This window comes from Azospirillum largimobile, assembly GCF_977007025.2.
The window spans coordinates 2,626,113-2,649,493 of record NZ_CDRMUA020000001.1 but is presented as its reverse complement, the minus strand read 5'-3'; the positions used below and the strand labels follow the sequence as shown (position 1 = coordinate 2,649,493).

Annotated in this window: 21 protein-coding genes; 14 read left to right on the top strand and 7 right to left on the bottom strand. The window is 68.1% G+C overall.

The annotated features are described in order from the left end of the window. Positions 1-45: 45 nt before the first annotated feature. The 3 genes from ACWPKK_RS12515 (at position 46) to ACWPKK_RS12505 (ending at position 3,113) form a co-directional block, all read left to right on the top strand. Positions 46-2,310, top strand: coding sequence for an NADP-dependent malic enzyme (locus ACWPKK_RS12515; protein WP_452004347.1), 2,265 nt, complete (start codon positions 46-48; stop codon positions 2,308-2,310). Positions 2,311-2,412: 102 nt separating this feature from the next. After that, positions 2,413-2,661: a type II toxin-antitoxin system Phd/YefM family antitoxin gene (locus tag ACWPKK_RS12510; protein ID WP_452004344.1), complete on the top strand. Its 249-nt coding sequence runs from the start codon at positions 2,413-2,415 to the stop codon at positions 2,659-2,661. After that, positions 2,658-3,113, top strand: coding sequence for a PIN domain-containing protein (locus tag ACWPKK_RS12505; RefSeq protein WP_452004342.1), 456 nt, complete (start codon positions 2,658-2,660; stop codon positions 3,111-3,113). The genes ACWPKK_RS12510 and ACWPKK_RS12505 overlap by 4 nt, the downstream gene beginning before the upstream one ends. 15 nt (positions 3,114-3,128) lie before the next feature. On the opposite strand, the gene ACWPKK_RS12500 is transcribed toward ACWPKK_RS12505, so the two are convergent. Together ACWPKK_RS12500 and ACWPKK_RS12495 are read right to left on the bottom strand one after the other, a co-directional pair. Further along, positions 3,129-3,698, bottom strand: coding sequence for an N-acetyltransferase family protein (locus ACWPKK_RS12500; protein ID WP_452004339.1), 570 nt, complete (start codon positions 3,696-3,698; stop codon positions 3,129-3,131). A gap of 11 nt (positions 3,699-3,709) precedes the next feature. After that, the gene (locus ACWPKK_RS12495; protein ID WP_452004337.1) at positions 3,710-4,315 is read right to left on the bottom strand and encodes a helix-turn-helix domain-containing protein; all 606 of its coding nucleotides are present in this window, start codon (positions 4,313-4,315) and stop codon (positions 3,710-3,712) included. Between the two features lie 159 nt (positions 4,316-4,474). Here ACWPKK_RS12495 and ACWPKK_RS12490 point away from each other — a divergent pair, with 159 nt between their 5' ends. The 7 genes from ACWPKK_RS12490 (at position 4,475) to ACWPKK_RS12460 (ending at position 12,590) form a co-directional block, all read left to right on the top strand. Continuing rightward, a complete protein-coding gene (locus tag ACWPKK_RS12490; protein WP_452004334.1) occupies positions 4,475-6,121 on the top strand; it encodes an ATP-binding protein in 1,647 nt (548 codons plus the stop codon). A 120-nt stretch (positions 6,122-6,241) separates the two neighbouring features. Beyond that, on the top strand, positions 6,242-7,297 hold the full coding sequence (locus ACWPKK_RS12485; RefSeq protein WP_452004332.1) for a PstS family phosphate ABC transporter substrate-binding protein: 1,056 nt from the start codon (positions 6,242-6,244) through the stop codon (positions 7,295-7,297). Between the two features lie 28 nt (positions 7,298-7,325). Beyond that, on the top strand, positions 7,326-8,708 hold the full coding sequence (pstC, locus tag ACWPKK_RS12480) for a phosphate ABC transporter permease subunit PstC (protein ID WP_452004329.1): 1,383 nt from the start codon (positions 7,326-7,328) through the stop codon (positions 8,706-8,708). Continuing rightward, positions 8,701-10,017: a phosphate ABC transporter permease PstA gene (pstA, locus tag ACWPKK_RS12475; RefSeq protein ID WP_452004326.1), complete on the top strand. Its 1,317-nt coding sequence runs from the start codon at positions 8,701-8,703 to the stop codon at positions 10,015-10,017. The genes pstC and pstA overlap by 8 nt, the downstream gene beginning before the upstream one ends. Positions 10,018-10,156: 139 nt before the next feature. Next, positions 10,157-10,903 carry a phosphate ABC transporter ATP-binding protein PstB gene (gene pstB / locus ACWPKK_RS12470; RefSeq protein WP_324867719.1) on the top strand — a complete coding sequence of 249 codons (747 nt, stop codon included), beginning with the start codon at positions 10,157-10,159 and terminating at the stop codon, positions 10,901-10,903. Between the two features lie 106 nt (positions 10,904-11,009). Beyond that, a complete protein-coding gene (gene phoB, locus ACWPKK_RS12465) occupies positions 11,010-11,714 on the top strand; it encodes a phosphate regulon transcriptional regulator PhoB (RefSeq protein ID WP_324867647.1) in 705 nt (234 codons plus the stop codon). A 147-nt stretch (positions 11,715-11,861) separates the two neighbouring features. Then, entirely contained in the window at positions 11,862-12,590 is a 729-nt protein-coding gene (locus ACWPKK_RS12460; protein ID WP_452004324.1) for an SAM hydrolase/SAM-dependent halogenase family protein, read from the top strand. 92 nt (positions 12,591-12,682) lie between these two features. Here ACWPKK_RS12460 and ACWPKK_RS12455 read toward each other — a convergent pair whose 3' ends face one another. The 3 genes from ACWPKK_RS12455 to ACWPKK_RS12445 all read right to left on the bottom strand — a co-directional run bounded on the left by ACWPKK_RS12455 (position 12,683) and on the right by ACWPKK_RS12445 (position 17,046). Continuing rightward, positions 12,683-13,408, bottom strand: a complete 726-nt coding sequence (locus tag ACWPKK_RS12455) for a Bax inhibitor-1/YccA family protein (RefSeq protein WP_222531732.1) — start codon at positions 13,406-13,408, stop codon at positions 12,683-12,685. Positions 13,409-13,553: 145 nt separating this feature from the next. Then, the gene (locus tag ACWPKK_RS12450) at positions 13,554-16,079 is read right to left on the bottom strand and encodes an ABC transporter permease (protein ID WP_452004321.1); all 2,526 of its coding nucleotides are present in this window, start codon (positions 16,077-16,079) and stop codon (positions 13,554-13,556) included. Positions 16,080-16,278: 199 nt separating this feature from the next. Continuing rightward, the gene (locus tag ACWPKK_RS12445; protein WP_452004319.1) at positions 16,279-17,046 is read right to left on the bottom strand and encodes an ABC transporter ATP-binding protein; all 768 of its coding nucleotides are present in this window, start codon (positions 17,044-17,046) and stop codon (positions 16,279-16,281) included. A gap of 112 nt (positions 17,047-17,158) precedes the next feature. Between ACWPKK_RS12445 and ACWPKK_RS12440 the strand changes: the two genes are divergently transcribed. The 4 genes from ACWPKK_RS12440 to thpR all read left to right on the top strand — a co-directional run bounded on the left by ACWPKK_RS12440 (position 17,159) and on the right by thpR (position 20,727). Continuing rightward, positions 17,159-17,779, top strand: coding sequence for an arylesterase (locus tag ACWPKK_RS12440; protein WP_452004317.1), 621 nt, complete (start codon positions 17,159-17,161; stop codon positions 17,777-17,779). A 6-nt stretch (positions 17,780-17,785) separates the two neighbouring features. Further along, positions 17,786-18,937, top strand: a complete 1,152-nt coding sequence (locus ACWPKK_RS12435) for an FIST signal transduction protein (RefSeq protein ID WP_452004315.1) — start codon at positions 17,786-17,788, stop codon at positions 18,935-18,937. A 28-nt stretch (positions 18,938-18,965) separates the two neighbouring features. Continuing rightward, positions 18,966-20,009, top strand: coding sequence for an NADP(H)-dependent aldo-keto reductase (locus ACWPKK_RS12430; RefSeq protein WP_452004312.1), 1,044 nt, complete (start codon positions 18,966-18,968; stop codon positions 20,007-20,009). Positions 20,010-20,184: 175 nt separating this feature from the next. Further along, positions 20,185-20,727: an RNA 2',3'-cyclic phosphodiesterase gene (gene thpR / locus ACWPKK_RS12425; protein ID WP_452004310.1), complete on the top strand. Its 543-nt coding sequence runs from the start codon at positions 20,185-20,187 to the stop codon at positions 20,725-20,727. Here the strand turns inward: thpR and ACWPKK_RS12420 are convergent. Both ACWPKK_RS12420 and dnaJ read right to left on the bottom strand, forming a co-directional pair. Continuing rightward, complete coding sequence (locus tag ACWPKK_RS12420; protein WP_452004307.1) at positions 20,724-21,914, bottom strand: diguanylate cyclase; 1,191 nt, start codon at positions 21,912-21,914, stop codon at positions 20,724-20,726. The genes thpR and ACWPKK_RS12420 overlap by 4 nt on opposite strands. 215 nt (positions 21,915-22,129) lie before the next feature. Further along, on the bottom strand, positions 22,130-23,281 hold the full coding sequence (dnaJ, locus tag ACWPKK_RS12415; RefSeq protein ID WP_324867626.1) for a molecular chaperone DnaJ: 1,152 nt from the start codon (positions 23,279-23,281) through the stop codon (positions 22,130-22,132). Positions 23,282-23,381 lie beyond the last annotated feature (100 nt).

Below are 23,381 nucleotides of genomic sequence, written 5' to 3'. Positions count from 1 at the left end.
ACGACGACCGACGGGCTGCACACTCCGTTGAGGAACACGACATCCATGTCCGACACCAAGCGCGTCACCGACGAAGAGGCCCTGCTGCTGCATTCCAGCGGCCGGCCCGGCAAGCTGGAAATCACCCCCACCAAGCCGCTGACCACCCAGCGCGATCTGGCGCTGGCCTATTCGCCCGGCGTGGCGGTCCCCTGCCTGCGCATCGCCGAGGATCCGTCCCTCGCCTATGATTACACGGCCAAGGGCAACATCGTCGCCATCATCTCCAACGGCACGGCGGTGCTGGGGCTGGGCGACCTGGGCGCGCTCGCCGGCAAGCCGGTGATGGAAGGCAAGGCCGTGCTGTTCAAGCGCTTCGCCGACGTCGACGGCATCGACCTGGAGGTCGACACCCGCGACGTGGACGAGTTCGTCAACTGCGTGCGCTTCCTCGGCCCCAGCTTCGGCGGCATCAACCTGGAAGACATCAAGGCGCCCGACTGCTTCATCATCGAGGAGCGGCTGCGCGAACTGCTGGACATCCCGGTCTTCCATGACGACCAGCACGGCACCGCGATCATCGCCGCCGCCGGCCTGATCAACGCCTGCGACATCACCGGCCGCAAGATCGAAGACGTGAAGATGGTGGTGAACGGTGCTGGCGCGGCGGGCATCGCCTGCGCCGAGCTGTTCTGCACGATGGGTGTTTCACGTGAAAACATCATCCTGTGCGACACCAAGGGCGTGGTCTATCGCGGCCGCACCAGCGGCATGAACCAGTGGAAATCGTCCTTCGCCGTCGACACCGACAAGCGCACGCTGGAAGAGGCGGTGGCGGGTTCCGACGTGTTCGTCGGCCTGTCGGCCAAGGGCGCGATGACACCGGAGATGGTGAAGTCGATGGCGGCCAAGCCGATCATCTTCGCGCTCGCCAACCCCGATCCGGAGATCACGCCTGAGGAGGTCAAGGCGGTGCGCAACGACGCCATCGTGGCGACCGGCCGCTCCGATTACCCGAACCAGGTCAACAACGTCCTGGGCTTCCCCTACCTGTTCCGCGGCGCGCTTGACGTCCGCGCCACCACCATCAACGAGGCGATGAAGGTCGCCGCGGCCAAGGCGCTGGCGGCACTGGCGCGCGAGGACGTGCCGGACGAGGTCGACGCCGCCTATTCCGGGCGCCGGCTGCGCTATGGGCCGGACTACATCATCCCGGTGCCCTTCGACCCGCGCCTGATCGTCACCGTGCCGGCCGCCGTCGCCCAGGCGGCGATGGAAAGCGGCGTGGCGCGCAAGCCGATCCTCGACCTCACCAGCTACAAGCATTCCTTGCGCACCCGCCTCGATCCGACGGCTGACAGCCTGGAACTGATCCTGGAGAAGGTGCGGACCAACCCGCGCCGCGTCGTCTTCGCCGAAGGCGAGGAGGAGCGGACGATCCGCGCCGCCATGGCCTTCCGCGCCCATGGCTACGGCACGCCGGTGCTGATCGGCCGCGAAGAGGTGATCAGGGAACAGCTGGTGGCGATGGGCCAGCCCAACGTCCAGTTCGAGATCCACAACGCCCGCCTGTCGGACGCCAACCGCCGCTATGCCGACCATCTCTACCGCCGCCTGCAGCGCAAGGGCGCCCTGCTGCGCGACTGCCAGCGGATGGTGAACCAGGACCGCAACGTCTTCGCCGCCTGCATGGTGGCTCAGGGCGATGCCCACGCCATGGTGACCGGCCTGACCCGCAGCTTCGGCGTCGCGTACGAGGAACTCCGCCGGGTCATTGACCCGAAGGCGAGCGAGCCGGTGTTCGGCCTGCACCTGTTCATCACCCGCAACCGCACCGTCTTCATCGCCGACACCACCGTCCATGTCCGTCCCGACGGCAAGACGCTGGCGGACATCGCGATCGGGGCCGCGGCCAAGGCCCGGCAGATGGGGCACGAGCCGCGGATCGCGCTGCTGTCCTTCTCCAACTTCGGCCAGACGCCGCACCCGAACACCGATCCGTTGCGTGAGGCCCTGTCGATCCTCGACAGCCGCCGGGTGGATTTCGAGTATGACGGCGAGATGTCGGCTGACGTGGCGCTGGACTATCAGCTGATGAAGCGGGTCTACCCGTTCTCGCGGCTGTCCGGTCCGGCCAACGTGCTGATCATGCCCGGCCTGCATTCCGCCAACATTTCGGCCAAGCTGCTGAACAAGATGGCCGGCGGCCAGATGATCGGCCCGCTGCTGATCGGCCTGGACAAGCCGGCGCAGATCGTCAGCATGGGCGCCTCGGTCAACGACATCGTCACCGCCGCAGCCCTGGCGGCGCATGACTCGCTGCCGTGGTGAGATAATCCCGTCCCTCCTCCGTCCATGCGGAGGAGGGAACATGGCCTTTCCGGACCGGGCGTCCTATACTTGGTACAGGACACCACGTATTGAGGGCTGCCCATGCCGGACGGTCTTGTCAGCGCAGCGGAAGCGAGCCGCAACTTCCCGAAAATGCTGCGTGAGGTCGAGGATGGTGCTCGCATTACCATCACCAAGGATGGCAAGCCGGTCGCCATCCTGTCCCCGGCCGATGCGTCCGTGGATAATGACCGCCGCACGGCGCATCGACGTATGATGGACCTGCTTGCGCAAGGGCTGCCGCTCGATTTCAGGGGTGGAGTCGACCGCGACGACGTGCATTCCCGATGATGTTGGCTGGCATCGACACCAACATCCTGCTCTATGCCGTCGACAGTGTCGGCGACCCGATAAAGCACCAGATGGCTGTCGATCTTCTGGACCGGCTTGGTGCGAGCGGGTGCGGGTTGCTGCCGCTTCAGACACTGACGGAGTTCTATTCAGTCGTGGTCAGAAAGTACCATGCTCCGCCAGAGCAGGCCTCACGTTACGTCGATGTGTGGAGCAGCGTTTTTCCCGTGCATGAAGCCGTTTTCGCGGATGTCACCGACGCCATGCGTGTGCATCGTGAGCATGGAGTTCAGTTCTGGGACGGCATGATCTGGTCGGTGGCCAAGCGCGCCGGTTGCCATGTCCTCCTGAGCGAGGATTTGCAGGACGGCCGGGCACTCGAAGGAGTCCGGTTCTTGAACCCGTTCGTTCCGGCCAACGCTTCGGCTCTCGAAGAGTTCCTTAGGTCCTGAAGACACCGCCCGTAATCACCCCAGCGCCTTGTAGAAGTACGTCGTGTCGCAGAAGCCGCCTTCCGGCCACAGGGCGTAGTTGGGGATGACGCCGACCTTCACCCAGCCGGCGCGGGTGTACAGGCGTTCGGCATCGGGCGAGGCGGTGTCCAGCACCAGCAGGGTCTTGCCGGCGGTGCGGGCGGCATCCTCGGCGGCCTGCATCAGGGCGGCGCCGACGCCGAGCCGCCGGGCCCGGCGATGGACCAGCATCTTGGACAGGTCGGCGCGGTGGGGCTGGTTTGGCGGCTGGCCGACCACCAGCTGGACGGTGCCCAGCACGCCCTCCCCGTCCTCAGCCACCAGCAGGATGCGCTCTCCCTGCTCCACACCCGCCGCCACGTTGCGCCAGAAGCCCTCGGCAGTGGCGCGGTCGAGCGGCGCCATGAAGCTGACGGAGGCGCCGCCCGCCACGCAGTCCAGAAGCACGTCGGTCAGCCCCGGCACTGCGGCATGGGCTTGCGGACCCGACAGCACGCGCACCGTCACGGCGGCGGCCCGGCTTTCCTCACTCACTCGTCCGGCGTCCGCGCAAGCGCTGTCCATGGCATGCTCCTTCAGCGTTTAACGGCGTTTAAGGCCGGCCGCCCGTCGGTGGTCAGCGCCACGATGTAGCGGGCGGCCCGGTCCGTCGGATTGTGGAAGCCGGTTGGCCGGTCGAGCCGCATGGCGAGGCAGTCGCCGGTGGACAGGTGGTGCGTCACCTCCCCCACCGTCAGGTCAATGGTGCCGTCCAGAAGGTAGACCTGCTGCTCCACCGTCGCGGCACGGTTCCCGCTGTCATAGGAAACGCGGGTGCCCGGCGGCAGCTCCACCTCCACCAGTTCGATGGGCGACGGGAAGCCCGGCGGCGACAGGTTGCGGCGGCGGTAGCCGGTGGCGGGGTCCATCCAAGCGACCTGATCGGCGAGACGGGCGACTGGGTTGGCATCTTCCCGCTCCGCTTCCGCGAACAGGGCTGCCAGCGTCACGCCCAGCCCGGCGGCGAGCCGGTCGAGGACTGAAGCAGTCGGGCTGCTTTCCCCCCGTTCGACCAGCGAGATCATGGAACGGCTAACGCCCGACCGTTCGGCCAATCCGTCAAGAGTCAGTCCACGGTCCGCCCGCAAGGCACGCAGGCGCGCGGCAAGGCGGCTGTCGATGTCGGTTTTAGCGTTATCCATGATGATAGAATGAAGTTCCATGATATTGGAGTCAACGAAGGACCGCACAGTTCCGGCCATGAATCTTTTATGACCGCCGCGCGGCATGCGCGACGATGGTGTAGAAGGGCTGATCGTCACGCTGCCTGCCCATCCACCCCCTGATCCGGTGCCGTTCCCATGCGCCTGAAGGCGTCGCCGCCCACCCCGCTGCTGACCGCGATCCTGTTGATGCTGGTGCCCCTGCTGGGCGTGCTGGCCTGGGTGGTCCATGTCGGGGCTCTGCATGGCGGGCTGGCGCTGGTCGCGGCGGCGCTGGCGCTGGCAGGCGCGGTGCTGGTCCTGCGCACCTACCGGCGCGATGCCGATGCGATGACCGACTATGCCGCCCGGCTGGCGGACGCCGACGAGCCGATGACCCCGGCCGGCACGCCGCCCGCCCTGAAGGCGTTGACCGCGACCATCGGCCGGCTGCACCGGGTCGGCCTGCGTCGGGCGGAAAGCGTGCGGATGCAGCTGGATGCGGATGAAGCGGTGATCGACGCCCTGCCCGCCCCGCTGCTGCTGATGGATGCGGAGCGGCAGGTGGTGCGCGCCAACCAGACCGCGCGGGAGCTGTTCGGCGACAAGGTGGTGGACCGCGACCTTGCCTCCTCCCTGCGGACGCCGGCGGTGCTGGAGGCAGTGGATTCTGTCCTGCGCGGCGGTGCGTCGCGCATCATCGAATTCACGCTGCCGGTACCGGTGGAACGCAGCTTCGAGGCGCAGGTGAAGCCCTTCCAGCGGCTGGTGCCGGAACCCGACCCCTCCCTGCTGGACGGAGAGATCGAGGAGGATCCGGCGCCGCGTCCGCCCACCGTCGTGCGCATGGCGATCCTGACCCTGCACGACGTCACCGCCGCCCGCCGGTCGGAGCAGATGCGTGCCGACTTCATCGCCAACGCCAGCCACGAACTGCGCACGCCGCTGTCCTCGCTGCTGGGCTTCATCGAGACGCTGCGCGGTCCGGCCCGCGACGATCCGGAGGCGCAGGACCGCTTCCTGTCGATCATGCACGACCAGGCCAGCCGCATGACCCGGCTGGTCAACGACCTGCTCTCGCTCTCCCGCATCGAGTTGGACGAGCATATGCCGCCGAACGGCCGGGTCGATGTGGTGGAGGAACTGGAGAACGTCATCGCCGCGCTGGAGCTGAAGGCCGCACAGCGCCGCATCCGCCTGCGGCTGGAAGTGCCGGAAACCCTTCCTTATGTCGTCGGCGACGAGGACCAGTTGACCCAGGTCTTCCAGAATCTGGTCAGCAACGCGATCAAGTACACGAGCGAGGACACCGACGTGACCGTCACCGTGGCGCTGGCCGACGGCGCGGCGGTGGGCTTTGCGGGGTTGCCTGCTCCCACCGGTGCCACGGCGAAGGACAAGCGCGTGGTGCGCAGCGGCACATCCATGGTCGCGGTGTCGGTGCGTGACCATGGCGACGGCATCGCCCGCACCCACCTGCCCCGCCTGACGGAACGCTTCTACCGCGTCGATGCCGCCCGCTCCCGCGCCATGGGCGGCACCGGGCTGGGGCTTGCCATCGTCAAGCACATCCTGAACCGCCACCGCGGCCGCCTGACCATCGAAAGCGAGGTAGGGGTGGGCAGCGCCTTCACCGTCTATCTGCCTGCGGCGGGGGAGGCTGCTTCTCCCTCTCCCCCCTGGGGAGAGGGTCGGGGTGAGGGGGAAGCACTGCGTGTATTCTCCAAAGCTCCCGCCGCGCGACCCCCTCACCCTAACCCTCTCCCCGGGGGGGAGAGGGGAATTGGCAGTGTGCGAGAGGGGTGAAGCGCGTCTGTGACCGTGTCATGAAAGTGTCATAAAAACGCAATCAATTGGTCGCCCTCCGGGTCTATGGTCCGCGCCATTCCGATGGACCAGTCTCCGTTTCCTCAAGGAGGGGCACCCATGACCACCCGGACCCATGTCTTCGCCGCGACCGCCCTGGGCCTGGGATTGGGCTTCGCCCTCAGCCTCGCCGCCACCCCCGCTTCGGCGCAGTCGCGCGACCAGATCCGCGCGGTCGGTTCCTCCACCGTGTTCCCCTTCACCACCGCGGTGGCCGAAGCCTTCGGCAAAACCGGCAAGTTCAAGACGCCGGTGATCGAGTCCACCGGCACCGGCGGCGGGCTGAAGCTGTTCTGCGCCGGCGTCGGCCCGGCCCATCCCGACATCGCCAACGCGTCGCGCCGCATCAAGAAGTCGGAGGTCGACCAGTGCGCCGCCAACGGCGTCACCACGATCACCGAGCTGAAGATCGGCTATGACGGCATCGCGCTCGCCTCGTCCAAGAAGGCGGCGCCGGTGTCGCTGTCGACTGTCGTGCTGTGGAAGGCGCTTGCCAAGGAAGTGCCGGTGAATGGCGCCCTGGTCGCCAACCCGTACAAGCTGTGGTCGGACATCGACCCGTCGCTGCCCAAGGCCGCGATCGAGGTGCTGGGCCCGCCCCCCACCTCCGGTACCCGCGACACCTTCAACGAGTTGGCGATGCTTGAGGGCTGCAAGAAGGTGGCCGAGGTCGCCAAGGCGGTTCCCGACGAGAAGGCGCGCGAACGGGCCTGCATGACCATCCGCGAGGACGGCGCCTATGTCGAGGCCGGCGAGAACGACAACCTGATCGTCCAGAAGCTGACCGCCAACCCCAACGCCTTCGGCGTCTTCGGCTACAGCTATCTCGACCAGAACCGCGACACGCTGCGTGCGGCGAAGATGGACGGGGTGGAACTGACGGCGGAGACGGTGGCGGGCGGCAAGTACGAGCTGGCGCGTCCACTCTACATCTACGTCAAGACCGCCCATGCCGGCGTCATCCCGGGCATCCGCGAGTTCATCGGCGAATACACCTCCGAACGCGCGATGGGCGACGACGGCTATCTGGTCGACAAGGGCCTGATCCCGGAGCCGAAGGCGCTGCGCGACGCCGCCCGCACCCAGGCGGTCGGCCTGACGCCGCTGCAGTTCTGACCACCCATTCTCCCGCCGGGCATTCCGCATGCAGCTGACCCTTCTCGCCCTGATCCTGGCCCTGCTCACCGTGATCGGCTTCATGACCGGCCGGTCGCGCGCGGCGGCGTCCGTCGGCGGGCGGGTGGCGGAACTGCATTCGGTTCCCTCCTACCACGGCGTCTATGTGGCGCTGTGGGCCGGGCTGCCGGCGCTGCTGCTGTTCGTGGCCTGGACCGCGTCGGAAGGCTGGCTTGCCATGCAGCTGGTCCTGTCCTCCCTGCCGGAGCGGCTGACCACCGGCGACGGCCAGTCGGTCGCCCTGCTGAAGGCGGACATCCTCAACCTCGCCCGCGGCATCGCCACCGGGCGCGAGCCCGACCCCCTGGTTCAGGATGCGGCCCGCCGCTATGCGGCCTTGCGCGAGCTTGCCGACTGGAGCCTGCTGGCCGTCGGCGCCAGCCTGGCGGTCGCCGGCCTCGCCTGGGGCCGGCACCGCATCGGGCCGGACCTGCGCGCCCGCCCGGTGGTGGAGCGGGTGGTGCGGGTGGCGCTGATCGTCTGCTCGATGGTCGCCATCCTGACCACGGTCGGCATCGTCCTGTCGCTGCTGTTCGAGGCGCTGCGCTTCTTCACCGTCGTCTCGCCGTTCGATTTCCTGTTCGGCACCCATTGGAGCCCGCAGATGGCGATGCGGGCCGATCAGGTGGGATCCAGCGGCTCCTTCGGGGCGATCCCGCTGTTCGCCGGCACCTTGCTGATCACCGTCATCGCCATGCTGGTCGCGGTGCCGGTCGGGCTGATGGCGGCGATCTACATGTCCGAATATGCCGGTCGCGGCGTGCGCACCTGGCTGAAGCCGGCGCTGGAGATCCTGGCCGGCATCCCGACCGTGGTCTACGGCTTCTTCGCCGCACTGACCATGGCGCCCTTTGTGCGGTCGGTGGGCGAGGCGCTGGGGCTGGACGTCAGTTCGGAATCGGCGCTGGCAGCCGGCATCGTCATGGGGGTGATGATCATCCCCTTCGTCAGTTCGCTGTCGGACGACGTCATCAACGCGGTGCCGCAGAGCTTGCGCGACGGCTCCTACGGTCTCGGCGCCACCAAGTCGGAGACCATCAAGCAGGTGGTCCTGCCGGCGGCGCTGCCGGGCATCGTCGCCGCGGTGATGCTGGCGGTCAGCCGCGCCGTCGGCGAGACGATGATCGTCACCATGGCGTCCGGCCTGACGGCCAACATGACCGCCAACCCGCTGCAGGCGGTGACCACCGTCACCACCCAGATCGCCACGCTGCTGGTCGGCGACCAGGAGTTCGACAGCCCGAAGACGCTGTCGGCCTTCGGCCTCGGCCTCGTGCTGTTCCTCGTCACGCTCTGCCTCAACATGGTCGCCCTGCGGGTGGTCCGAATCTATCGGGAAAAATATGACTGACCTCGTCGAGCAGGACGCGGCGGCCGTGACGCCCTCCCCTGCCTCCTCCGGCACTCCGGTGAAGTCGCGGATCAGGAGCGAGGCCTTCGCCCGCCGCCTACGCGCCCGCCATGCCGCGGAACGCCGCTTCCGGCTGGCCGGGGCCGCGGCGGTGGCGCTGGCGGCGCTGATGCTGGTGGTTCTGCTGGGCTCGATCGTCGCCAAGGGCAGCACCGCCTTCTGGGAAGCGCGGATCCGGCTGGAGGTGACGCTGGACCCGGCGGAGGTCGCCGAGCGCAACTATGCCCCAATGCTGCGTCGGGCGCTCCATGCCCAGTTCCCGCAGGTTACCGACCGCGCCGGCAAACGCGTGCTGAACGACCTGCTGTCGTCTGGCGCGCCCTACGAGCTGGAGGCGATGGTCGCGAAGGACCCGGCGCTGGTCGGGACGACGCTGACCGTCTGGGTCCGCGCCGACGACGAGATCGACCAGCTGGTGAAGGGCCGCTACCGCCGCGACCTGCCGGAGAGCGAGCGCGGGCTCAGCGACGCCAAGATCGCCGCGGCCGACGCGCTTCTGGCCTCCGGTGCGCTGGCGCAGGGCTTCAACACCACCCTGTTCACCGCCGGCGACAGCCGGGAACCGGAACAGGCGGGCATCGGCGGCGCCATCGTCGGTTCGCTGCTGACGCTGCTGGTGACCATGGCGCTGTCGGTGCCGGTCGGGATATCCGCTGCGGTCTATCTGGAGGAATTCGCGCCGAAGAACCGCTGGACCGACCTGATCGAGGTGAACATCAACAACCTCGCCGCGGTGCCGTCGATCATCTTCGGCCTGCTGGGCCTCGCCGTGTTCCTCGGCTTCTTCGGCATGCCGCGCTCCGCCCCGCTGGTCGGCGGGCTGGTGATGGCGCTGATGACGCTGCCGGTCATCATCATCTCGGCCCGAGTCGGGCTGAAGGCGGTGCCACCGTCGATCCGCGAGGCGGCGCTGGGCATCGGCGCCTCGCCCCTGCAGACGGTGCTGCACCATGTGCTGCCGTTGGCGATGCCCGGCATCCTGACCGGCACCATCATCGGCATGGCCCGCGCGCTGGGCGAGACGGCGCCGCTGCTGATGATCGGCATGGTCGCCTTCATCGTCGACGTGCCCCACGAGCTGACCGACAGCGCCACGGTGCTGCCCGTTCAGATCTACATGTGGGCCGACAGCCCCGAGCGTGCCTTCACCGAACGCACCTCTGCGGCGATCCTGATCCTGCTCGGCGTCCTGATCCTGCTGAACGGGACGGCCGTGGTCCTGCGCAAGATTTTCGAGAGACGGTGGTGAGCGCCCCATGAGCATTACAAGCGGCATCCCGAGCAGCATCCAGAGCGGTATTCCGGGCCCGCTGAAGCTGCGGCCCCGCGGCGACCAGCGTTCCGGCCAACACCCTGGGCAGCGTTCCGGCGCGGACCTGCCGGCCAAGATGACCACCCGCGCGGTGAAGGTGTTCTACGGCGCCAAGCAGGCGTTGAAGGGCATCGATCTCGACATCCACGAGAACCGGGTGCTGGCGCTGATCGGCCCGTCCGGCTGCGGCAAGTCGACCTTCCTGCGCTGCCTGAACCGGATGAACGACACCGTCGAGGGCTGCCGGGTCGAGGGACGGATCGCCCTGGACGGCGAGGATGTCTACGGCAAGGCCGTGGATGCGGTGCAGCTGCGCGCCCGCGTCGGCATGGTGTTCCAGAAGCCGAACCCGTTCCCGAAGTCGATCTACGACAACATCGCCTATGGCCCGCGCATCCACGGCCTGGCTTCCGGCCGCGACGAGCTGGACGAGGTGGTGCAGACCTCGCTGAAGCGCGCCGGCCTGTGGGGCGAGGTGAAGGACCGCCTGCGCGAGCCCGGCACCAGCCTGTCCGGTGGCCAGCAACAGCGGCTGTGCATCGCCCGCGCCATCGCCGTCAGCCCCGAGGTGATCCTGATGGACGAGCCCTGCTCGGCGCTCGACCCCATCGCGACCGCCCATATCGAGGAGCTGATCGACGAGCTGCGGGCCAACTACACCATCGTCATCGTCACCCACAACATGCAGCAGGCCGCCCGCGTGTCGCAGCGCACCGCCTTCTTCCATCTGGGCGAGATGGTGGAGTGCGACGACACCGAGGAAATCTTCACCAACCCGCGCGACGAGCGCACCCAGGGCTACATCACCGGCCGCTACGGCTGAGCCCTCCCCTCCCCCTATGCCCCACGCCTGCGCCCCTTCCCTCCTTTGTTGAAAAGGCTGTCCCATGCCGGTTAACGTCGAGACGCGCGCTGTGAACGGAGCCTCCATGAACGCGGCCCTGAAGCCGCTCGTCCTGGTCGTCGAGGACGAGGCCGACATCCTGACGCTGTTGAAGTACAACCTGGAAAAGGAAGGCTTCCGCGTCGCCACCGCCAGTGACGGCGAGGAGGCCCTGCTTGCCGCCGGCGAACAGACGCCGCACATCGTGCTGCTCGACTGGATGCTGCCGCTGATGAGCGGGCTGGAGGTCTGCCGCCAGCTGCGCCGCAACGCCAAGACCCGCGACATCCCGATCATCATGCTGACCGCCCGCGGCGAGGAAGGCGACCGGGTGCGCGGCCTGAATTCCGGCGCCGACGACTACATCACCAAGCCCTTCTCCCCGACCGAGCTGGTGGCGCGCATGCGCGCGGTCCTGCGCCGCGCCTCGCCCGGCATGACCGACGAGATTCTGACCTTCGCCGACGTGACGATGGATCTCGCCGCCCACCGCGTACGCCGCAATGGGCGCGACGTACACCTCGGCCCGACGGAATTCCGCCTGCTGCGCCATTTCATGCAGCATCCCGGCCGCGTCTTCTCGCGCGAACAGCTGCTCGATCTGGTGTGGGGCCACGACGTGTACGTCGAGCCGCGTACGGTCGACGTACACATCCGCCGCCTGCGCAAGGCGATGAACGAAGAGGACGAACTGGACCTGATCCGCACCGTGCGCTCGGCGGGGTACGCGCTGGATACGAAGTCGATGTGAGGGGAAGTTAGACCCCCACCTAACCTCCCCCGCAGGCGGGGGAGGGACTGCCGCCACTCTCCCGTATCAGCACTTGTCCCCTCCCCCGCCCAGCGGGGGAGGGTTAGGGTGGGGGCCTAACGCAGCGGCAATGGTGAGATTGCCCCCATGATCCTGCTCTTCACCGACTTCGGCCTCTCCGGCCCCTACACCGGCCAGATGAAGGCGGTGCTGGCGCAACAGGCGCCCGCCGTCCCCGTCATCGATCTGTTCGCCGATGCCCCCGCATTCGACCCGCAGCTTTCCGCCTATCTGCTCGCGGCCTACGCCCCGGCCTTCCCCGCCGGCAGCGTCTTTCTCTGTGTCGTCGATCCCGGTGTCGGCACCGACCGGCGGCCGGTGATGGTGGAGGCGGACGGGCGCTGGTTCGTCGGGCCGGACAACGGTCTCTTTGCCCTGATCGCCCGCCGCGCAACGTCGCTAAACGCCTGGACCATCGACTGGATTCCGGACCGGCTGTCCGCCAGCTTCCATGGCCGCGACCTGTTCGCCCCCGTGGCTGCCAGCCTTGCCACCGGCCGGCCGGTGGATCGCAGCCCCCTCCCCCTCACCGCTATCGACCGTCCCGACTGGCCGGATGAGCTGGCGCGCATCGTCTATGTCGATGTCTACGGCAACGCCATGACCGGCATGCGGGCATCCGCCCTGCCTGCAGACGCCGTGTTGAGTGCGGCTGGCACCCGCATCACCCGTGCCCGCACCTTCGGTGCCGTCGGACCGGGGGAGCCGCTGTGGTACGAGAACTCCAACGGGCTCGCCGAGATCGCCGTGAACCGCGGACGGGCTGACCATGCGCTTGGTCTCAAGGTCGGCGATGCGGTGACCGTAGAAGCCTGAACAATCCCGGACAAAAGAAAACCGCCCGGAAGCTGGTGCTTCCGGGCGGTTGCTGCTTGATCCGATGCTTGTCCGATCAGGCGTCTTCAGGCTCAGTCGTTGTTGCGCTGACCCAGGAACTGCAGCAGGAACTGGAACAGGTTGATGAAGTCCAGGTACAGCGTCAGGGCGCCCATCAGGGCCAGCTTGCCGGTGCTCTCGTGATCGTAGCCCTCGGCGTAGCTTTCCTTGATCGCCTGGGTGTCGTAGGCGGTCAGGCCGGTGAAGATCAGCACGCCGATGGCGGAGATCGCGAAGTGCAGGGCCGGCGACTGGAAGAAGATGTTCGCCAAGCCGGCGATGACCAGGCCGATGACGCCCATCATCAGGAACGAGCCCATCTTAGACAGGTCGGCCTTCGTGGTGTAGCCGTACAGGCTCATCGCCAGGAAGGTCGCGGCGGTGACGAAGAAGGTCAGCGCGATCGACGCCCCGGTGAAGACCAGGAAGATGGCCGACATCGACAGGCCCATCGCGCCGCAGTAGGCCCAGAAGATCATCTGTGCCGATGCGAAGGACAGGCGCTGGATGCCGAAGGACAGCACCATGACGAACGCCAGCGGGGCCAGCATCACCACCCATTTCAGCGGCGTGCCGAAGATGGCCGCCATCATGGCCGGGCTGGACGACACCAGTGCGGCGACCAGGCCCGTCAGGATCAGGCCGGCGCCCATGTAGTTGTACACGCGCAGCATGTGCTGGCGCAGGCCTTCGTCGAAGTATCCCCGATCTGTCGCGCGGCCTGCGGTCGCGAAGCGGTTATAGGTCGGGTCTGCCATGTTGGTTTCCTCGGTGGAATAGGGTGATCCCGTCGTCCTGACATATTGGCGAGTCCGCAAATCGGTTCAATAGGAATCGGCAGCGGTTCTCCAAGATGAAAAAGCTTTCACGTTTCGTTTTTGCTACCGCTTTCTGCCGCGGGAATCACTCGTTGCGAAGCAATGGCGCGGACGGCTGGCCCAGTGCCCGCCAAGTACCATAGAACCCGAAGGCGAGAGTGATCGCCGTGCTGAGCAAGGCCGTGGTGACCACCGCCGACGGCAGGAAGCTCCACTCCCAATGCATCAGGAAGCGCAGCACCGCCCAGGCGGTCAGCGTGCCGATGCCGCCGGCGATGACCGCGGTCAGCAGGCCCAGCAACCCGTATTCCAGCAGGAAGGCGCGCAGCACGTCGCCGCGCGTCGCCCCCAGCACCTTCAGCACCACCGCGTCGTAGACCCGGCGGCGATGGCCGGCGGCCACCGCCCCGGCCAGCACCAGCGTGCCGGCGGCGAGCGTGATACCGGCGACGATGCGCACCGCGGTGCCGATATGGCCCAGCATCTCCGACACCGTATCGAGCGCGTCCTTGATCCGCACCATGGTGATGTTGGGGAAGCGCTGCAGTACGGCGCGCTGCACCTGCGTTTCGGCATCCGGCGTGGCGCGGACCGTGGCGACCCAGGTCTGCGGTGCGCCTTCCAGCGTGCCGGGGGCGAAGACCATGGTGAAATTGATCGCCATGCTGCTGAAGTCGGCGGCACGGACGTTGGCGACCGTGGCCTCGATGCTGCGGCCCAGGATGTTGATCGACAGCGTGGCGCCGGGGCCGATGCCGAAGGCCTCGGCGACGCTCTGGTGGATGGAGATCAGCGGCGGGCCGGCATAGTCGGTCGGCCACCAGCTGCCGGCGGTGACGGTGGAGTGCTTCGGCAGCGTCGCCGAATAGGTGATGCCGCGGTCGCCGGCTAGGATCCAGGCCTGCTCCGGGTTGACCAGCGCCTTTTCGGCGTCCTGTCCGTTCACCCGCTCGACCCGGCCGCGCAGGCTCGGCACCGCTTCGAAGGCGCTGGTGCCGGGGATGCCGGTGACGAGGTCGCGCAAGGGATCGAACTGGTCGCGCTGGATGTCGACGAAGAAGAAGCTGGGAGCGTCCTGCGGGATCGTCTCCGACACCCGGCGGGAGAAGTTGCCCTGGATCAGCGCGATGGCGACCAGCACCGTCAGGCCGAGCCCGAGCGACAGCACCACCGCCGCCGTCGGGTTTCCCGGCCGGTGCAGGTTGGCCAGCGCCAGCCGCAATCCCGGCTTCCGCACTCGGCCGACGCGGGCGGCTCCCCAGGTCACCAGCGCCGCCGCGGCGCGGAAGGCGATAAAGGTGGCGATGGAGCCGCCGACGAACCACAGGGCGAAGAGCTTGTTATGGGCGGTCAGCACCGCCAATCCTGCCAGCGCCACCGCCGACGCGATCATCGCCAGCGTGTAGGGCATGCGCGGCCGGCCGGCGGCCGGGGCGATCACGTCGCGGAACAGGGCGCCGGCCGGCACCTCCCGCGCCCGGCCGAGCGGCCAGAGCGAGAAGGTCAGCGCCGTCAGCACGCCATAGAGGGCGGCGAGTGCCAATGCGCCGGGATAGACGCCGATATGGGCGGACACCGGCAGCACGCCGTCGAGAAGCCGGCCCAGCGCCAGCGGCGCCACGGCGCCCAGCGCCAGCCCGATGACGATGCCCAGCAGCGCGAGCGCCAGGATTTGCGCCAGATAGAGCTCGAACACCAGCGCGCCCGGCGCGCCGATGCACTTCATCATGGCGATGGTGCGGGCGCGTGAGTCCAGATGGCTGCGCACCGCATTGCCCACCCCGACGCCGCCGACCAGCAGTGCGGTCAGACCGACCAGCGTCAGGAACAGCGTCATGCGGTCGATGAAGCGCTCGATCTGCGGCGAGGCGTTGGTGTAGTCGCGCATCCGCCAGGGCGCGTCGGGGAAGCGGGCGCGCAGGCTCTCCTGCCACGCCTTCAGGTCGGTCTCGGGCGGCAGCGCCACCTTGGCGCTCCACCAGGTGAGACTGCCGGGTTGCAGCAACCCGGTGCCCTGCAGCGACGGCAGCGCCACCATCAGGCGCGGCCCCAGTGAAAAGGCGTTGGAGGAGGCGCGGTCCGGCTCGCGGTCCAGCACGGCGGCGACGCGATAGGCGCCTTCCCCGACATGGATGGTGTCGCCGGTCTTCACACCCAGCCGGTCGACGAGGCTGGCCTCGATCACCGCACCCCAGCGGCCGTCCTTCTGCGCCAGCGCGTCGCGCAGGTCGCCGCCGCCCACCAGTGTGACCGTGCCGTAGAGCGGGTAGACATCGTCGACCGCCTTCAACTCGACCAGCGATGCGCGGACCTCGTCGTCGGCACGGGCCATCGCCCGCATCTCGGCGGAGGTCGACACCCGGCCGCCGGCGGTCAGCACCGCCATCTGCTCGTCGGCCGGCGGGCTGTAGAGTTGCCGCAACGCGACGTCGCCGCCGAGAATGGAGCGTCCGTCATTGGCCAGCCCGTCGAGCAGCCCGCTCGACACCGACTGCACCGCGGCGATGGCCGCGACGCCCAGCGCCAGACAGGCGAGGAAGACCCAGAAGCCCTTCAGGCCGGTGCGCAACTCCCGCCGGGCAAGGCGGAGCGCGAGGCTGAGGTTGGTCATCGGTGGTTCCCCTCATACCCGCGCTGGTCCCCTCTCCCCCCCGGGGAGAGGGTTAGGGTGAGGGGGACGCATGGCGAGGAGTGTGTCTGTGACGAGGGTGTCGCGTGCCAAGCTACGCCACGCCCTGCCTCCCCCTCACCCCGACCCTCTCCCCAGGGGGGAGAGGGGGAAACGGACCCGATTAGTTCAGTCATCCCGCTCACTCCCCCGCCGCCTGCAGCCTTGCGCGCCGTGCCGCCTGCCCGTCGTCGGCGATGCGGCCGTCGGCCAGCCGGACCGTCCGGTCGCAGCGGGCGGCGAGGCTCGGGTCGTGGGTGATCAGCACCAGCGTCGTGCCGCGCCGCTCGGCCAGATCGAACAGCAGCTTCACGATGGTGGCGCCGGTGTCGATGTCGAGGTTGCCGGTCGGCTCGTCGGCCAGAAGCAGCGACGGCTCGGTCACGAAGGCGCGGGCGAGCGCCGTGCGCTGCTGCTCGCCGCCCGAAAGCTGGCCGGGGTAATGATGGATGCGGTGGCCCAGGCCCACCTGCTCCAGCCCGATGCGGGCGCGGTCGAAGGCGTCGGCGACACCGGCGAATTCCAGCGGGATGGCGACATTCTCCAGCGCCGTCATCGTCGGCACCAGATGGAAAGCCTGGAAGACGATCCCCACATGCTGGCGGCGGAAGCGCGCCAGCCCGTCTTCGTCCAGCCGGTTCAGCTCCTGTCCGGCGACGCGGACGGTGCCGCCGCTGGGGCGTTCCAGGCCGGCCATCACCATCATCATGGTCGACTTGCCGGAACCGCTGGGGCCGACGACGCCGACCCGCTCCCCGGCCGCCACCTGAAGATTCACGCCCCGCAGGATGTTGACGGGCCCGGCACCGCTGTCCAATCTCAAGTGGACGTCGTCGAGTTCCACGATGGAATCATGGAGGGGTTGGGCGATGGAATTGGACGACGTTGCAGAGGATTGGACTTTGGACATGCGACTCTCGCACAAGCGGAACGGACCATCGCCATATGGCACGACCCGCCGGGCTTTCAACATGGGCGCCATCGGAGCCGCGCTCGCCTTCGTTTTTGCGTCAGGGGTATCGATGACCGTTCCGATTCGCGCAGACGCCGCGCAGCCCGTAAAGCTGCTGGCACTGGGCGACAGCCTGACCGCCGGATACGGCTTGCCGGAACCGCAGGGCTTCACCCGTCAGCTGGAAAAGGCGCTGGCCGCGAAGGGGTACAGCGTCACCGTCATCAATGCCGGCGTGTCGGGCGACACCACCGCCGGCGGCAGGGCACGGCTGGACTGGGCGCTGGCCGACAAGCCGGACGCCGCCATCGTCGAGCTGGGCGCCAACGACATGCTGCGCGGGCTCGATCCCACTCAGGCGAAGGCCAACCTCGACGCCATCCTGAAGTCGCTGAAGGATCGCAAGATTCCGACGCTGCTGGCCGGCATGTATGCCTCCCCCAGCCTGGGAAAGCCCTATACCGACAAGTTCAACGCCATCTATCCCGACCTTGCGAAGAGCTATGACCTGCCGCTCTACCCCTTCTTCCTTGACGGGGTGGCGCTGGAACGGTCGCTGATCCAGCAGGACGGGCTGCATCCCAATGCCCAGGGTGTGGCGACGATCGTAGAGCGCATCCTGCCTTCCGTCACCGCCCTGCTCGACAGTCTGCCGCAAATCCAGAAGACTACCGAAAAACCCGGAGGCTGACCCATCATGACCGTTACCCTGGACAGCGACACCCGCTTTCACGCCGCCTGCGCCGCCGGGGCGGAGTGGGGACCGACGGTCAAGGCCTGCCTGGACAAGCTGGGGCCGGTCGCCGGCTGCAACCTGGGCTTCCTCTACCTGACCGACGGGCTGGCGGAACATGCGACCAGCATCGTCACCCTGCTGCGCGGCGTTACCGGCATCCGCCATTGGGTGGGCACCGCCGGCATCGGCGTGATGGCGAACGGTGACGCCCTGTTCGACGAGCCGGGGCTGGCGATCATGGCCGCCCGCCTGCCGGAGGACAGCTTCCGCCTGTTCCCCACCCTGACCGACGGGCTGGAGCCGCTGCGCGGCAGTGCCGGCGGCTGGCTGGACAAGCATGGCGCGGCGCTGGCGCTGGTCCATGTCGATCCGCACCATGCCGACATGGCCGGGCTGGTGTCCCGCCTGTCGGAGGAGGCCGGCGTCTTCCTGGTCGGCGGGCTGACCGCCTCGCGCGGGGAGTTCCCGCAGATCGCCGCCGGGGCCGAGGACGCCGATCCGGTCACCGACGGCGGCGTGTCCGGGGTGCTGTTCGCACCCAATCTGCCGGTTGCCACCGCCCTGACCCAGGGCTGCCGCCCCATCGGGCCGACCCGCACCGTCACCGCCAGCGACGACAACGTGATCCTGGAGATCGACGGCCGCCCGGCGCTGGACGTCTTCAAGGAGGACATCGGGCCGGAGCTTGCCGCCGACCTGCGGCAGGTGTCCGGGCTGATCTGCGCCGGACTGCCCATCGCCGGTTCCGACACGCAGGACTATCTGGTCCGCGACCTGATCGCCATCGATCCGCGCGCCGGCTGGATCTCCATCGCCGAACGGGTGACGACCGGCCAGCCGGTGATGTTCACCCGCCGCGATCCGGAAACCGCAGCCGCCGACATGCGCCGGATGCTGGACAGCCTCAAGAAGCGGGTGAAGGCGACGCCGAAGGGGGCGGTGTATGTCAGCTGCATCGCCCGCGGTCCCAGCCTGTTCGGCACCGCCGATGCCGAATTGTCGATGATCCGCGAGACCTTCGGCGACATCCCGCTGACGGGTTTCTTCGCGTCGGGCGAGGTGTCGCACAACCGGCTCTATGGCTACACCGGCGTGTTGACGCTCTTTCTGTAAAGATCATTTCGAATAAGGAACGTTCCGGATGCAGTATCGTCCGCTCGGCCGAACCGGCCTGTCGGTCAGCGCCATCGGCCTGGGCACCATGACCTGGGGCCGCCAGAACACCGAGGCCGAAGGCCATGCCCAAATGGACGCGGCACTCGACCGCGGCATCAATTTCTGGGACACGGCGGAGATGTACGCGATCCCGCCCACCGCCGACACCTACGGCAAGACGGAGGAGGTGATCGGCAGCTGGTTCCAGTCGCGCGGCAAGCGCGACAAGGTGATCCTCGCCAGCAAGATCATCGGCGCGCCGGCCGGCGGCTTCGGCTGGGTGCGCGATGGCAAGTCGCGGCTGGACCGTGCCAACCTCTTCGCGGCAGTCGAGGCCAGCCTGTCGCGGCTGAAGACCGATTACATCGACCTCTACCAGATTCACTGGCCCGACCGCGTCACCAACCGCTTCGGTGTCCGCACTTACCAGCACAAGCCGCAGCATGACGGCGTGCCGATCGAGGAGACGCTGGCGGCTCTGGCGGAACTGATCCAAGCGGGCAAAATCCGCCATGTCGGTCTGTCGAACGAGAGCCCATGGGGCGTGATGCGCTACCTGCGCGCCGCCGAGGTGGCGGGCTTGCCGCGCGTCGCCTCGATCCAGAACGCCTACAACCTGCTGAACCGGACCTTCGAGAACGGGCTGTCGGAGATGGCCCTGCGCGAGGATGTCGGGCTGCTGGCCTATTCGCCGCTGGCCGCCGGCACGCTGACCGGCAAGTACCTGAACGGCGCCATTCCGCCGGGCAGCCGCCGCGCGCTCGACCACCGGCCGTCGCGCTACACCACGGTCAACGCCGACGCGGCGACGGAGGCCTATCTGGACATCGCGCGCCGCCACGGCCTGGCACCCAACCAGATGGCCATCGCCTTCACGGTGCAGCAACCCTTCGTCACCTCGTCCCTGATCGGGGCGACGACGATGGAGACGCTGATCTCCAACATCGACTCCATCGACGTGACCCTGTCGCCGGAGGTGCTGGCGGAGATCGACGCCGTGCACAACCGCATGCCGGATCCGTGTCCGTAAAGCGCCGGCTGCGGTTGCCCCCTCCCCATCCCTCCCCCGCTTTGCGGGAGAGGGGGTAGGACGCTTGTCAGTGTGACGTAACTCCTAAAGCGGCGGTAGTCCCCTCTCCCGCGAAGCGGGGGAGGGTTAGGGAGGGGGCAATCCGCCGCCGTTGCAGCAACCCCGGAGGTGCCCCATGCTCCGCCTGTTCGTCGCCCTCGACCTGACGGAGGAGGTTCGCCAGCGGCTGGCGGGACTGGCCGGCGGGGTGCCCGGCGCGCGCTGGACCGAGCCGGAAAACCTGCACCTGACCCTGCGCTTCATCGGCGAGGTGCCGGAGGATCAGGCGATGGACATCGACGCCGCGCTGGCGGACGTCCGGGCGCCGGCCTTTCCGCTTACCCTCGACGGGGTCGGCGTGTACGGCAGCGCGCGCCGGGCACGAATTCTGTGGGCGGGGGTGGAGCGCAGCGAGGCGCTGGCCCATCTGCAGGCCAAGATCGAATCCGCGCTCGTCCGCTGCGGCCTGCCGGCGGAAGAGCGGAAATTCTCCCCCCACGTCACGCTGGCCCGGCTGAAGGACGCACCTGCCGACCGCATCGGCCGCTTCCTGTCAGACCGCGGCCTGTTCCGCGCCGGCCCGATGCCGGTGGAGCATGTCACGCTCTACCGCAGCCACCTCGGCAACGGCGGTGCGGTGTACGAGGCCTTGCGGGAGTATCCGCTCGACGCCGTTTAGGCGAGGATTTCATCCCAGGGCTGGGAGTCGGTGTTCGGAACGATGCCGTCACCCGGTCCGATCACCCGGTTCTTGCCGTCCTGCTTGGCGCGGTACATGCGCTGGTCGGCCAACTCCACCAGGGCTTCCCAATCGGCGGGGTGGTCGGTGGCCTGCTCGGCGATGCCGATGCTGGCGGTCTGCAGGCTGCCGTCCGGCCGCTTGCCGAAACCGGCGCGGCGCATCCGCTCCACCGCGATCATCGCGCCGTCTATCGGGGTGTCGGGCATGATGATCAGGAATTCCTCCCCGCCCCAGCGAACCAGCGCGTCGGACTGGCGCAGCAGGCTGCGGATGGTGTTGGCGGCATGGCGCAGGACCCGGTCGCCCTCTTCGTGCCCGAAGCGGTCGTTGACCGCCTTGAAATCGTCCAGGTCGACGAAGATCGCCGTCAAGGGCTGCGACGCCCGCTCGGCATGGGCGACCTGGAGTTTCAGCAACTCCTCGCCGATGCGGCGGGAAAAGGCGCCGGTCAGCGCGTCGTGAGCCGCCTGCTCCAGCAGGGCGACCATGAAATGCAGCTGGCTGATCGCCGCCAGCGTCGCCACCACCGCGATCAGCGCCAGCAACCACAGCGCGCTGATGTAGGACGGGAACGGCATCACCAGCGACCCGTAGAAGCCGGCGGCCAGATGGGCGCCCAGCATCGGAGCGGCGAACAGGGCGCCTTCCAGCGCGGTCAGCGGAAATACGCTGAGACCCGCCACCATCACGAAGGGCAGGTAACCGTAGCCGGCGCTGACGGCGATGCGCAGATCGTCGACACCCTGGTTGCAGAGCAGCGGGTGCGAGATGGCGAAGAACAGCGTCGGGATCGCCAGCAGCGCCGTCAGCCGCCACCAGGCGCAGGTCATGTCCTCGCACGACCGGCGGTCGAAGGCGAGCGCCAGGAAGGCGGCGCTGGCGCTCAGGCGAAGCACGATCAGCCAGATGGCCAGCGACCATTCGAAGACGGTGACGTCGATGGCGATCCACAGCGGGGTCAGGATGCCGAAGATCAGCGCCACCATCCGCACGCGCGACTGGATCATCGCGGCGCGCCGCCGCTGCAGGATGGGCGTGTGGTTGGCCGGATGGATCAGCGTGGGCAGTTCGTCGCCCCGGACGAACGCGTCGAACAGGGCAGCGAGGAGCCTGTCAACCCGCATGCAGCCGCCTGCCCCCGGCATGAGCCGGGCATGTCGCCGAAGAATTAGCCATGATGGGTGATTACACGCGCATGACCATCCCTTCAACGGCTTTCGCGTGGAAATGGCGTTTCAGCCTTCCGAAAGCACGGAAAGCTCCGGCCATGCGACAAAAAGTAACGGGCGGCGCGTCACCGACACGCCGCCCGTCCAACGGATCCGCAGTTGCCGGCCGCTCAGTCCTTCAGGTCTTCCCAAAGCTCCTTCACCTTGGCGAAGAAGCCCTCCGACTGCGGATTCGACCCTTCCTTGGCGGCGCCCTCGAACTCGCGCAGCAGTTCCTGCTGGCGCTTGGTCAGGTTCACCGGGGTCTCCACCACCGCCTGGATGTACATGTCGCCGCGCTGGGCGCTGCGCAGCACCGACATGCCCTTGCCCTTGATGCGGAACTGGTGGCCGGACTGGGTGCCCGGCGGCACCGTCACCTTGGTGCGGGTGCCGTCGATGGTCGGAACCTCCACCGAACCGCCGAGCGCCGCCGTGGTCATCGGGATCGGCACCCGGCAGTGGATGTTGGCGCCGTCGCGCTGGAAGATCGGGTGCGGCCCGATCGCCAGGAAGATGTAGAGGTCGCCGGCCGGCGCCCCGCGCAGGCCCGCCTCCCCCTCCCCCGCCAGACGGATGCGGGTGCCGTCCTCGACGCCGGCGGGGATGTTGACCTGCAGGGTCTTTTCCTTGCGCAGACGGCCGGAGCCGCCGCAGGTCTTGCAGGCGTCCTTGATGACCTTGCCGGCGCCATGGCAGCCGGGGCAGGTCCGCTCGATGGTGAAGAAGCCCTGCTGCGCCCGCACCTTGCCGTGGCCCTGGCAGGTCGGGCAGGTGATCGGCTGGGTCCCCGCCGCCGCACCGGAGCCGTTGCAGCCGTCGCACTGCACGGTGGTGGGCACGCGGATGGTGGTCTGGGTGCCCTTGAAGGCCTCCTCCAGCCCGATCTCAAGGTTGTAGCGCAGATCCTGGCCGCGGCCGGACGCACCGCCGCCGCCGCGGCGCCCGCCCATGAACTCCCCGAACATCTCGTCGAAGATGTCGGCGAAGCCGCCGCCACCGCCGAAGTCGAAGTTGAAGCCGCCGGCCCCGGCACCCGCGCCCGGACCACGGCCATTCTCGAAGGCGGCGTGGCCGAACCGGTCGTAGGCCGCGCGCTTCTGATCGTCCTTCAGGACGTCATACGCTTCGCTGATTTCCTTGAACTTCTGCTCGGCGTCCTTGTCACCCTGGTTGCGGTCCGGGTGGTACTGCATCGCCATCTTGCGATAAGCCTTTTTCAGCTCATCCGCGCTGGCGTTCTTCGCCACACCGAGCAGCTCGTAATAATCCTGTTTCGCCATGGGGGCCGACCGCCTTTGAGTCGTTCTGGTCCAAACTGTCCGAGTAGTGCCGGAGCCTGACCCCAGCATACCGAAGGCCCGCCGCCGGGAAAAGGCGGCG